This window comes from Ruegeria sp. CDSA089 (assembly GCF_059612205.1).
In genome coordinates this window covers 216,703-228,534 of sequence record NZ_JBXWQD010000001.1, presented here as the reverse complement: position 1 = coordinate 228,534, position 11,832 = coordinate 216,703, and the positions used below count along the sequence as shown (strand labels likewise).

Here is an 11,832-nt window from a genome sequence, read left to right as displayed (position 1 = left end):
CCGCGCGCATAGCGCGGTTTGAGCAAATAGGCCAGCCCTAACCGGCGGTCAGTGCCCTGCAGTCTTGGAAAACAGGTGAATGACGAGGATTCCGGTCAGGATCATGCTCAGTCCAAGCACGGCGGGCCAATCCAGGCGCTGGCCAAATACTACGAAGCCGATGATCGCGATCAGAGCAATGCCCATACCGGACCAGATTGCATAGACGATCCCGACGGGCATGTAGCGAAGAGTCAGCGCCATCAGATAAAACGCAATGCCGTATCCGACCACCACGAGAACCGAGGGCCAGAACCGTGTGAACTGCTGACTGGCTTGCAAAGCGGTGGTGCCGATGGTCTCGGCGATCACGGCGAACAACAGGATGAAATAGGCTTTGGGCATCGGGGTCTCGATCTGAGTGTGGCGGCTTGGATTGACCATGAAACTATCGGCGCAGGCAAGGCCTTTCTTGCGCAAAGTAGAGCGTTTGAAGATCGTGCGGATTTACTTCAATTGGTCAGGATTACCGGACTGTTTTTGGAAAAGAAAAATGGTATCAAAGCGATAGTTTTTCGAGTTTAGAGTTTTTTAAAAATGACGATTTTTGCGAAATCCGTGGTCGCTCTTTCCGCCTTGATTGTTCTTTTCGGCTGGTTGGTCAGCGCGGGGTAATCTCGTGACAAAGCAGATCAGGAAACCATACGTGAAGTGGGCGTTCAGGTCTGATTTCATACTGGGGCAAGAGGTCACGCGGGGTGGCGACTGGCGAAATGGGCCTCAAGCTGCGGCCGCAGCCATGACCAAAGCTGCGGTGCGCCTCGGTTGATCGGAACGCCGACGCGTCTGTCGATCTGTGCAAGGGTCACATTATACTCCACCCATGAACCGCCACCGGTGACGAGGTTGCCTATTGGGGTTTGGAACCTGTCAATTGCCTTGGCGAATTGGGCGTCGGGGGTTTCGGCCGTTTCGAATTCTAACCAGATTGCATGAAACGCGTCGCGCTGGTCGGTGGGCAGAAGCCCAAACAGGCGGTCCGCGGCAGCACGCTCTTCGGCATCCTGAGCGTCTTTGTCTACTTGGCCGTGGATAGGGTGGTCGCCAGCATCGATTTCCACAATGTCATGCAACAACAACATCCTGAGCACGCGCGAGATCGAAACCTCAGAACCGCCATATTCCGCCAAAACCCACGCAAACAGCATGATATGCCAGGAATGTTCAGCCGAGTTTTCAAAGCGGTCGTTCGACAACAATCGCGAGGCCCGCAGAACCGCTTTCAACCGATCGGCTTCCACCAGAAAGGGCAGGCGGGCCGAAAATGTGGTCTCAACTGGGGTTTCATCGCGCAAGATCGCATGGGCGTGGGCGAATGCTGCTGGCAGCGCCGACTCAAGATAGGCCGCGCGCCCTGCGTTCAGGTTTTCTCGGGCAATCTCGATGTGGTCGGGGTTGGGGTTGGGCGCGCACAGGACCTGGAACAAAGGCTGGCACCGGTCCAGTCGCTTGGCGAATTTCGCGTCAGGCGTCGCGTCTGCTTCGAACTCTTGCCAGAGGGACAGAAATGCTTGCGCTTGATCCGACGGCAACAGGCCAAAAAGCTCAAGCGCCGCTGCGTGTTCGGCTTCCTCTACCGCGTCCCAGTCTGTTTTTAGGTGGATGGGATGATCGCCGACCACGATCTCGACCAGATCATGCAGCAACAACATCTGGATCACGCGGTCGATCTGCACCTCTGCCTCGGCCAGTGGGGACATGACCAGCGCCCACAAGGCCAGATGCCAGCTATGTTCGGCGGCGTTTTCGGCCCTCGACTGGTCCAGCAGCGTGTTGGCGCGATTGACGGATTTCAGCTTGTCCGCCTGTTTCAGAAACGAGATCTGAGCGGACAGCCGTTCTGTCATTGCTTTTCGATCGCCTTCACCTGACTGCGGTGTTCCGCCAGTCTCTGCACCACGAATTTTCGCGCTTTGCGTTCGGCCAAACGAACGCGAATTTCGGTCAGAAACGCCTCTTCCAATGTCTGGGACGAGGCGCCCAGCATCTCGCCAACTTCGACAAAGAACCGGTCGTCGCCAGTTTCGTCCATCACTTTCATTGTGTCTTCGGCCAGCTTGGACGCCAGTGAAGTGATCGTGTCGGACATCAGCGCGTATTCTCGGTCAGGCGGCGTTTCACATAGTCGCTGACGTCGGTAATCAGCGTGTCCATGTGGCGGTCCTGGAAGAAGTGATCAGCACCCTCGACCTCATTATGGGTGATGGTGATGCCCTTTTGCTCGTGCAGTTTGTTGACCAGCGATGTGGTATCCGCCGGAGGGGCTACCCGGTCTGCCGATCCGTTGATGATCAGCCCCGAGGACGGGCAAGGGGCCAGGAACGAAAAGTCGTACATATTGGCAGGCGGCGAGACGCTGATAAAGCCGGTAATCTCGGGGCGTCGCATCAGCAACTGCATCCCGATCCACGCGCCAAAGGAAAACCCTGCGACCCAGCAATGTTTCGAGTTGTTGTTCATCGACTGCAAATAGTCCAGCGCCGAGGCCGCGTCGCTTAGCTCGCCCACGCCCTGATCGTATTCGCCCTGGCTGCGACCCACGCCACGGAAGTTGAACCGCAGAACGGTGAACCCCATGTTATAGAAGGCGTAGTGAAGGTTATAGACCACCTTATTGTTCATGGTCCCGCCGAATTGAGGATGCGGGTGCAGCACGATGGCGATCGGTGCGTCTTTTTCCTTTTGCGGGTGGTAGCGGCCTTCCAAGCGGCCTTCTGGTCCGGGAAAAATCACCTCGGGCATGTGTGCGTCGGTCCTGTCTTTTTCTTCTGGGTGCCCAGAAATACTTGACGGTTATCGTCGGGCACCTTAGAACGGTTCTAATTGTGATGCTAGGCGCCGAAGCGCCGCCTGTCGGAGATACGCACTGGCAGCGGCGACGTCAATGATTTCGCGCGTAAACTGCCATGAGGGAATGCAAATGAAGCTGTCGACCAAGGGTCGTTATGCGATGGTGGCGCTGGCCGATATCGCCCTTCAGCCCTCGGACGGGCTGGTGACGCTTGGCGAAATTTCGGCGCGTCAGGATATCTCACTGCCGTACCTTGAGCAGCTCTTCGTCAAACTGCGCCGGGCCGACTTGGTATCGTCGGTGCGTGGACCAGGTGGCGGCTATCGTCTGGCCCGCCCCGCATCCGAGATCCGCGTGGTTGAGATTCTGGCCGCAGTCGATGAAACCGTCGACGCGTTGCAAAAAGGCGCGGGTGCGACCGGGGCGTTGTCTGGCAGCCGGGCGCAATCTCTAACCAATCGACTGTGGGAAGGGCTGAGCGCCCATGTCTACGTTTTCCTGCATCAGACGCGCCTATCGGATGTGATTCAGAACGATCTTGCGCCTTGTCCGGCGGTGCCCAGCCTATTTGCCGTTGTGGACGAATAAGATGACAGGGAACAAACAAAATGTTCTGGTCGGCGAAAAGGTGAATCCGTGACACGTGTTTACCTGGACCATAACGCAACAACCCCACTGCGCCCCGAGGCGCGCGAGGCGATGATTGCCGCGATGGAGATGTGCGGCAACCCGTCCTCGGTCCATGCCGAAGGTCGCGCGGCCAAGGCAGTGATTGAGCGTGCGCGGGCACAAATTGCGACTGCATTCGGGGCGGAAGGTGCGGATATCGTATTCACATCAGGATCGACCGAAGGGGCAGCGCTGGCTTTGGAAGGTCGAGGTCTGCACGGGGCTGCCATTGAACATGATGCGGTTCGCGCGTGGGCTATGGAAGACTTGCCAGTTTCACCAGAAGGGGCCGTTACAGTGGCCGATCCGGCGCAATCCACGCTGCAACTTGCCAATTCCGAGACAGGGATCGTTCAGGCGTTGCCAGCAGGTCTTGCGGTGACGGACGCGACTCAGGCGTTCGGGAAATTGCCGGTGGCGTTCAACTGGCTGGATGCGCAGATGGCGTTGATCTCGGCCCATAAGCTTGGTGGTCCAAAAGGCGTTGGCGCGGTTGTGATGAAGCGCGGCACCGATCTGCCCGCCCGGATCAAGGGCGGCGGGCAAGAGATGGGACGGCGCTCGGGTACCGAAAATGTCATTGGAATCGCGGGGTTCGGGGCTGCTGCTGAAGCTGCGGCGCGTGATCTGGCCGATGGAGTTTGGGAGCAGGTCAAAGAATTTAGAAATATTCTAGAAAAGGCCCTTGAGGCCGGTTCTAAATCTACTATTTTTGTCGGGAAAGATCAGGAACGCCTGCCGAACACCCTGTGCTTCGCCACCCCCGGTTGGAAGGGTGAGACACAGGTCATGCAGATGGATCTGGCTGGATTTGCGATTAGCGCAGGTTCGGCCTGCTCCAGCGGCAAGGTACGTGCAAGTGCGGTACTGACCGCGATGGGATTTGACGAGGTATCAGCTGCCAGCGCAATTCGCGTCTCGCTGGGGCCTACGACAACGGAAGAAGATGTGCTGCGTTTCGCGGAAACGTGGCTGGAAAAAGAGAAAAAGCATCGCGCGCGGGCCGCGTGATCAGACGGAGGGTGTCTTATGGCCGCTTTGGACCAGACCCAGGTAAAAGAGGGTGTCGATCAGGAAACCGTGGATGCGGTACGCGAGGTCGGAACCTATAAATACGGCTGGGAAACCGATATCGAGATGGAATACGCGCCCAAGGGCGTGAACCCTGATATCGTCCGCCTGATCTCGGAAAAGAACGAAGAGCCCGAGTGGATGACCGAATGGCGTTTGTCCGCGTTCGAGCGCTGGACTCAGATGGATGAACCGAACTGGGCGATGGTCAGCTATCCCAAGATCGACTTTCAGGACCAGTATTACTATGCCCGTCCCAAGTCGATGGAGGAAAAGCCCAAGTCCTTGGATGAGGTTGATCCCAAGCTGCTGGCGACTTACGAAAAGCTGGGTATCCCTCTGAAAGAACAGATGATTTTGGCGGGGGTCGAAGGTGCCGAGGATGCCCCGGCTGAGGGTCGCAAGGTTGCCGTGGACGCGGTGTTCGACTCGGTTTCTGTTGGAACCACGTTTCAGGAAGAGCTGAAGAAAGCGGGTGTGATTTTCTGCTCGATCTCTGAGGCGATCAAAGAGCACCCCGAATTGGTCAAGAAGTATCTGGGTTCGGTGGTTCCGGTCTCGGACAACTTTTACGCCACGCTGAATTCGGCCGTGTTCTCGGATGGCTCGTTCGTTTACATCCCGCCGGGCGTGCGCTGCCCGATGGAGCTGAGCACCTATTTCCGTATCAACGCGGAGAACACAGGCCAATTTGAACGCACGCTGATCATTGCCGATAAGGGCTCGTATGTGTCCTATCTGGAAGGCTGCACCGCACCCCAGCGCGATACCGCACAGCTGCACGCGGCTGTGGTCGAGATCATCATCGAAGAAGATGCCGAGGTGAAATACTCGACCGTCCAGAACTGGTTCCCCGGTGATGAGAATGGCAAGGGCGGCATCTATAACTTTGTGACCAAACGCGCCGATTGCCGGGGCGACCGGTCTAAGGTGATGTGGACGCAGGTCGAGACCGGTTCCGCTGTAACATGGAAATACCCGTCCTGCATCCTGCGGGGCGAGGAAAGCCAAGGCGAGTTCTATTCGATTGCCATCGCCAACAACTATCAGCAGGCTGACACCGGCACCAAGATGGTCCATCTGGGCAAAAACACCAAGTCACGCATCGTGTCCAAGGGCATCAGCGCGGGTAAGGCGCAGAACACCTATCGTGGTCTGGTCTCGATGCATCCCAAGGCTAAGAACAGCCGCAACTATACCCAGTGTGACAGCTTGCTGATCGGCGACAAATGCGGGGCGCACACAGTGCCTTACATTGAGGTCAAGAATAACTCATCGCGCGTTGAGCATGAGGCGACCACATCCAAAGTGGACGACGATCAGCTGTTTTACTGCCGACAGCGCGGCATGGACGAGGAAGAGGCCGTGGCGCTTGTCGTCAACGGCTTCTGCAAGGACGTGTTGCAGGCGCTGCCGATGGAGTTTGCAATGGAAGCGCAGCAACTGGTCGCCATCTCGTTGGAGGGGTCGGTGGGTTAACCACCTGCCTGTTTCAAAAAGGACGTCTCACATTGGCTGCGCACTCGAAATATGTGCTGAAAACCGCTGCGCCTGCCGGGTATTGCGCCCGGCGGACCGCTGGGGTTTTGCGCGGCGCTGGCGTGGGGCGGAGATAGGCGATGGAACAGTCTGTAGCGCATCCCGACAAGCAGCCGGTCAAGCTGTATTGGTGGGCCAGTCGTCCCAATTTTGGCGATGACCTGTCACGCGATGTCGTGTCTTTCGTGGCCGGCCGCGATGTGGTCTGGACCAAACCTGTGCGGGCGGATTTGTTTGCGATCGGGTCCATCATGTCATTGGCCCGCAAAGGGGCGCTGGGGCGTGGATCGTCACATAAGCCGATGATCTGGGGAAGTGGATGTCTTGAACCGCTTGCGGCCGATTTTGTCGAGACGTTGCAGCCGCCGAAAACCGTGCGCGGGCCGATCACGGCGTCCCTGCTGAACCTGCGGGGCGTAACCTACGGTGATCCCGGTATACTCGCGGCCAAGGTGCATGCCCGGAGCGAACCACAGCAGGATATCATCGGCATCGTTCCGCATCACACTGAGGTTGACGATCCTGCAATTCAAAATCTGGTCGGCTCAGACCCGCGTTTTCGCCTTATCGACACGCGGCGCCCGGCCAAGGTCGTGTGCGATGAGATCGCGGCGTGCTGCGTGGTGTTTTCGTCCAGCCTACACGGGCTGATCGTGGCCGACAGCTACGGCGTGGCCAACCATTGGTTTGCCCACAAGGAAATACATACGAAGCCCGGTTTGAAATTCTACGATTATGCAACCGGAATAGAACGTGCTTTGCCCATGCCTCTTGGGGTGGATGACATTGCGCAAAAAGCGAAACAAGAGCCTCCGGCAACGCTGACATACCAGGATGGTATCGAACGCAGTCAGTCGAACCTGTTGGAGAGCTTTTCAACGAACAGTCAGGAAACGGAACTCCATCATGCTTGAAATCAAGAACCTGCACGTGAAACTTGAGGAAGAAGAGAAGCAAATCCTTAAAGGTGTCGATCTGACGGTCGAGGCCGGTAAGGTGCACGCGATCATGGGGCCGAATGGCTCGGGTAAGTCGACGCTCAGCTATGTGCTTTCGGGGCGCGGCGGGTATGAAGTAACCGATGGGTCGGCGACTCTGGGCGGTGAAGATCTGCTGGAGATGGAACCGGAAGAGCGCGCCGCCGCTGGCGTCTTTCTGGCGTTCCAATACCCGGTCGAAATTCCGGGCGTGGGCAACATGACCTTCCTGCGTACCGCCGTGAATGCCCAGCGCAAGGCGCGCGGTGAGGATGAGCTGTCAGCGGCTGACTTCCTGAAAGAGGTCCGCACCAAGGCCAAGTCGCTGAAAATCGACGCAGACATGCTGAAACGCCCTGTCAATGTTGGCTTCTCGGGCGGTGAGAAAAAGCGCAACGAGATCCTGCAAATGGCGATGCTCGAGCCCAAGATGTGCATCTTGGACGAAACCGACTCGGGTCTGGATGTGGACGCGATGAAGCTGGTGGCAGAGGGTGTGAACGCGCTGCGCGACGAAGGACGTGGGTTCCTGGTGATCACGCACTATCAGCGTTTGTTGGATCACATCAAACCGGACGTTGTGCACATCATGGCGGACGGCAAGATCGTCAAAACCGGTGGCCCCGATCTGGCACTGGAAGTTGAAAACAATGGTTATGCAGACATTCTGGCCGAGGTGAACTGATGGCATTGCCCGAAGTGAAACAAACCGCTACCGAGGCGCGGTTGGCCAATCTGGTCATGCCCGACGCCGGTTGCACCCGTGCCGCGCGCGAAGACGCGCTGGCCCGTGTGTTGGAAATGGGTCTGCCCGGTCGCCGGGATGAGTATTGGAAATACACCCGCCCGGATACGCTGGTCGCGCCCGAGGCCCCTCGGGCCGCACTGTTCGATCCGGACGAGGCCATGTTGTTCGCCGATCTGGACCGTTTGAAGATCGTTTTCGTCGATGGCGTTTTCAGCCCTGAGGAATCCGATGATCTGACTCTGGAAGGTGTCACCATCGACCGGATCGAGGACATTTGCTTTAAAGATATTCACTGGGCGAAAGAGCTGTACGGCGTGCTGGAAGCGCGGGGTCAATCGCCTGTGCAACGTCCTCTGGCGGCGCTGAACACGGCTTTTGCGGCGGATGGGATTGCGATTCATGTCTCAGGCAAGCCGTCCAAGCCGATCAGCTTTATTTATCGCCATGCCTCTGAAACCTCTGACGCGATGCTGCACCATATCATCCGCGTCGAAAGCGGTGCCGAGGTGACGATCCTTGAAAATGGCCCTGCCGCCTCGCGTTTCAACAAATGCATGGAGATCGACATTGCCGATGGTGGAGTGTTGCATCACGTGCGGGCGCAAGGCCGCGATCACGAACGTCGTGCCGCGACCCACATGTTCACGCGTCTGGGGCAGGAATCGGTCTACAAATCCTTCACCCTGACTGTGAATGGCGTGCTGACGCGCAACGAACAAGTGGTCGAGCTGACCGGAGACGATGCGGTGGCCCATGTTGCCGGTGCCTGCGTTGGTGACGGCGATTTCCATCACGACGATACCGTCTTCATCACGCATGACGCCGTGAATTGCGAAAGCCGTCAGGTGTTCAAGAAGGTGTTGCGCAACGGTGCCACCGGCGTGTTTCAGGGCAAGATCCTTGTCAAGGAGGGCGCGCAGAAGACGGATGGCTATCAGATCAGCCAATCGCTGTTGCTGGACGACGACAGCCAGTTCCTCGCCAAGCCCGAGCTTGAGATCTATGCTGATGACGTGGCGTGTTCGCACGGTTCGACCTCGGGCGCGATTGATGAAACGGCCCTGTTCTATCTGCGCTCGCGCGGGGTTCCGACCAAAGAGGCGACCAACATGCTGACGCTGGCGTTTCTGGCCGAGGCCGTGGACGAGATCGAAGATGACGCCCTGTCGAAGGCCATTGTCGATCGCCTTGAAGGCTGGTTGTCGCGGCACAGCTGATGCCGGTGACGTCGGATATCGCCGCCACGTATCGCGGGCCAGGGCGCGTTGTGCGTCGGCTGCTCGATCTGGGCCAACGCGAAGATCGCGCGCTGGTCTTTGTGATGGCGTTTTGCATTGTAGCTTTCGTTGCGCAATTGCCCGGCCTGTCTCGCCGTGCCCATCTGGAAGGGCTGGAGCTGAATATGCTCATGGGCGGGGCGTTGCTGGGCACGGTGATCATCCTGCCCCTGTTCTTCTATCTGCTGGCGTTCGTCTCACACGGCGCCGCGCGGTTGGTTGGAGGGAAGGGGACAGCTTACGGCGCGCGGGTTGCTTTGTTCTGGGCGCTGTTGTCCTCTACCCCGCTGGTGCTGTTGAACGGTCTGGTGGCAGGGTTCATCGGGCCAGGGCCGACACTGACTGCGGTCGGGCTGATCTGGTTCGTGGTCTTCCTGTGGTTCTGGCTGGCAGGGTTGCGACAAGCGCAGAGGATTACGCAATGAACGGAATATCTTTACCCGATCTTGCGATCATGACGCTAACAGACCCGGCTCAGGCGGCACGGCATCTTTTGGCCCTGCGTCCGGGGCGTGAAGTCCTTTGGCTTGCTTTTTTTCTGGCCGTGGTTTTGAACGGGCTTGTTCAGGTCGGGATTGATCAACTGGTCCCAGTGCCCGAAGGTGTGCCGGTTCCACCGCCCGACCCGGTAGTCATGAATCTGTTCCTGTCTGCGGGGACAATGCTGATGGGCATCGTGGCCTTTTTTCTGATCGGTCGGTTTTTAGGCGGCGTTGCGCAGTTCGAAGACATAATGATCCTGTCTGTCTGGCTGCAGTTTCTGCAAACGGCTGCCCTGACCGTTACTTTGTTGGTGTCACTGGTGGTGCCGTTCCTGATGGCGCTGTTCCTTCTGGCAACGGTCATCGTAAGCCTTTACGTCACACTGCATTTCATCAATGAGGCGCATAAATTCGGCTCGATCTTGAAATCCTTTGGGGTCATTGTGCTGTCCGCTCTTGTGGCGATGCCATTGGTCCTTGCTCTGGCGCCCAGCGGGCCTGTCTAGGAAGAATACCATGTACGATGTACAGAAAATCCGCGCGGACTTTCCGATCCTTTCGCGTGAAGTGAACGGAAAACCGCTGACCTATCTGGATAATGGCGCTTCGGCCCAGAAGCCGCAGGTGGTGATCGACGCGGTGACCCGCGCCTACGCTGAAGAATACTCAAACGTACACCGTGGTTTGCACTATCTGTCCAATCTGGCGACCGAGAAATACGAGTCCGTGCGTGGCACGATTGCGAAGTTTCTGGGCGCTGCAGATGAGGATGAGATTGTCCTGAATTCTGGTACGACCGAAGGGATCAACCTCGTCGCCTATGGCTGGGCCATGCCGCGTCTGCAGGCAGGGGATGAGATCGTGCTGAGCGTGATGGAGCATCACGCCAACATCGTCCCCTGGCATTTTCTGCGCGAACGGCAAGGTGTTGTCCTGAAATGGGTTGACGTGGATGCCGAAGGTGGGCTGGACCCACAGGCTGTCATTGACGCTATTGGCCCCAAGACCAAACTGGTTGCCGTCACTCAATGTTCCAACGTTTTAGGCACCGTTGTGGACGTCAAAGCGATCACCGAAGGGGCCCATGCCAAAGGTGTTCCGGTTCTGGTCGATGGCAGCCAGGGTTCGGTACACATGCCGGTCAATGTTCAGGACCTCGGTTGCGACTTTTATGCGATTACGGGCCACAAATTGTATGGTCCCTCCGGGTCCGGCGCGATCTACATCAAATCCGATCGCATGGCCGAAATGCGCCCCTTCATCGGTGGCGGTGACATGATCAAAGAGGTCAGCAAGGATCAGGTGATCTACAATGATCCACCGATGAAGTTCGAGGCCGGAACGCCGGGTATCGTGCAAACCATCGGGTTGGGCGTGGCGCTGGATTACATGATGGATTTGGGGATGGAGAACATTGCCGCCCACGAAGCTGGTCTGCGCGACTATGCGATGGAGCGGTTGACAGGTTTGAATTGGTTGCAGGTTCAGGGCACTCGTGCTGACAAAGCCGCCATTTTCAGCTTTACGCTGGACGGGGCGGGGCACGCGCATGATGTGTCGACCATTCTGGACAAGAAAGGCGTTGCAGTGCGCGCGGGCCACCATTGCGCCGGTCCGTTGATGGATTTCTACGGGGTCACGGCCACCTGCCGGGCGAGCTTTGGGCTCTATAACACCAAGGATGAAGTCGACACGCTGATTGACGCGCTGGAATTGGCGCATGATCTCTTTGCGTGAAACCTGTCTGTTCCGGGTGGATTTGCAGTTGCACCCGGATCGGAACAAGGTTAGCTAACGGCCAAGGCACCTGTAGCTCAGCTGGATAGAGCGCTGCCCTCCGAAGGCGGATGTCAAGTCTGGCGATGGCGAAAGGTGCTGGAAGAAAGAAGTGACTAAACAACGGCTTGAGCGGATATCGGGTTCGCTCTTCAAGGAGCCGAAAATCTCGCGTAAGCATGGCGTAAGCATCTCGCGAACGGTATGCACCCGTAGCTCAGCTGGATAGAGCGCTGCCCTCCGAAGGCAGAGGCCAGAGGTTCGAATCCTCTCGGGTGCGCCAAATTTCTAAATAAAATCGGCATCTTAGAAATTTCCGTCTATCGGGAAATTGTGCTTACGCGGTGCTTACGCGGCCATTTTTCGGAAGCAATCGGCTCATTCTGGCGCACTGAAGACTTAAGTGAGCTGTTCACTCACGCTGCGCTGGTCGTGGGTTCGAATCTCACGTGCCCCGCCAGGT

At 57.6% G+C, this 11,832-nt stretch carries 13 protein-coding genes and 1 tRNA gene; 10 read left to right on the top strand and 4 right to left on the bottom strand.

Features of this window, described 5'->3' with window-relative positions:
- Positions 1-48 precede the first annotated feature (48 nt).
- The 4 genes from AC2FJ6_RS01195 to AC2FJ6_RS01180 all read right to left on the bottom strand — a co-directional run bounded on the left by AC2FJ6_RS01195 (position 49) and on the right by AC2FJ6_RS01180 (position 2,781).
- Complete coding sequence (locus AC2FJ6_RS01195) at positions 49-384, bottom strand: DMT family transporter (protein WP_170769849.1); 336 nt, start codon at positions 382-384, stop codon at positions 49-51.
- A gap of 344 nt (positions 385-728) precedes the next feature.
- On the bottom strand, positions 729-1,886 hold the full coding sequence (locus tag AC2FJ6_RS01190) for an HD domain-containing protein (protein ID WP_496668241.1): 1,158 nt from the start codon (positions 1,884-1,886) through the stop codon (positions 729-731).
- On the bottom strand, positions 1,883-2,128 hold the full coding sequence (locus AC2FJ6_RS01185) for a hypothetical protein (RefSeq protein WP_170769790.1): 246 nt from the start codon (positions 2,126-2,128) through the stop codon (positions 1,883-1,885). Before AC2FJ6_RS01185 ends, AC2FJ6_RS01190 begins: the two co-directional genes overlap by 4 nt.
- On the bottom strand, positions 2,128-2,781 hold the full coding sequence (locus AC2FJ6_RS01180) for an alpha/beta hydrolase (RefSeq protein WP_170324952.1): 654 nt from the start codon (positions 2,779-2,781) through the stop codon (positions 2,128-2,130). Before AC2FJ6_RS01180 ends, AC2FJ6_RS01185 begins: the two co-directional genes overlap by 1 nt.
- A gap of 178 nt (positions 2,782-2,959) precedes the next feature.
- On the opposite strand from AC2FJ6_RS01180, the gene iscR reads away from it, so the two are divergent.
- From iscR to AC2FJ6_RS01130, 10 genes are all read left to right on the top strand, one after another.
- On the top strand, positions 2,960-3,418 hold the full coding sequence (iscR, locus tag AC2FJ6_RS01175) for a Fe-S cluster assembly transcriptional regulator IscR (RefSeq protein ID WP_170769789.1): 459 nt from the start codon (positions 2,960-2,962) through the stop codon (positions 3,416-3,418).
- 48 nt (positions 3,419-3,466) lie between these two features.
- Positions 3,467-4,510, top strand: a complete 1,044-nt coding sequence (locus tag AC2FJ6_RS01170; protein ID WP_496668239.1) for a cysteine desulfurase family protein — start codon at positions 3,467-3,469, stop codon at positions 4,508-4,510.
- Between the two features lie 18 nt (positions 4,511-4,528).
- Entirely contained in the window at positions 4,529-6,049 is a 1,521-nt protein-coding gene (gene sufB, locus AC2FJ6_RS01165; protein ID WP_496668237.1) for a Fe-S cluster assembly protein SufB, read from the top strand.
- Positions 6,050-6,189: 140 nt separating this feature from the next.
- Entirely contained in the window at positions 6,190-7,023 is an 834-nt protein-coding gene (locus AC2FJ6_RS01160) for a glycosyltransferase family protein (protein WP_170790883.1), read from the top strand.
- Positions 7,016-7,771: a Fe-S cluster assembly ATPase SufC gene (gene sufC, locus AC2FJ6_RS01155; protein WP_496668235.1), complete on the top strand. Its 756-nt coding sequence runs from the start codon at positions 7,016-7,018 to the stop codon at positions 7,769-7,771. The genes AC2FJ6_RS01160 and sufC overlap by 8 nt, the downstream gene beginning before the upstream one ends.
- Positions 7,771-9,051, top strand: coding sequence for a SufB/SufD family protein (locus AC2FJ6_RS01150; protein WP_170769784.1), 1,281 nt, complete (start codon positions 7,771-7,773; stop codon positions 9,049-9,051). The genes sufC and AC2FJ6_RS01150 overlap by 1 nt, the downstream gene beginning before the upstream one ends.
- Positions 9,051-9,536 carry a YIP1 family protein gene (locus AC2FJ6_RS01145; RefSeq protein ID WP_170769783.1) on the top strand — a complete coding sequence of 162 codons (486 nt, stop codon included), beginning with the start codon at positions 9,051-9,053 and terminating at the stop codon, positions 9,534-9,536. The genes AC2FJ6_RS01150 and AC2FJ6_RS01145 overlap by 1 nt, the downstream gene beginning before the upstream one ends.
- Positions 9,533-10,099 (top strand): YIP1 family protein, encoded by a 567-nt coding sequence (locus tag AC2FJ6_RS01140; protein ID WP_170769782.1) that lies wholly within the window; start codon positions 9,533-9,535, stop codon positions 10,097-10,099. Before AC2FJ6_RS01145 ends, AC2FJ6_RS01140 begins: the two co-directional genes overlap by 4 nt.
- Before the next feature lie 10 nt (positions 10,100-10,109).
- The gene (locus tag AC2FJ6_RS01135; protein WP_170769781.1) at positions 10,110-11,330 is read left to right on the top strand and encodes a cysteine desulfurase; all 1,221 of its coding nucleotides are present in this window, start codon (positions 10,110-10,112) and stop codon (positions 11,328-11,330) included.
- A 245-nt stretch (positions 11,331-11,575) separates the two neighbouring features.
- Positions 11,576-11,652: transfer RNA gene (locus tag AC2FJ6_RS01130), tRNA-Arg, on the top strand.
- Positions 11,653-11,832 lie beyond the last annotated feature (180 nt).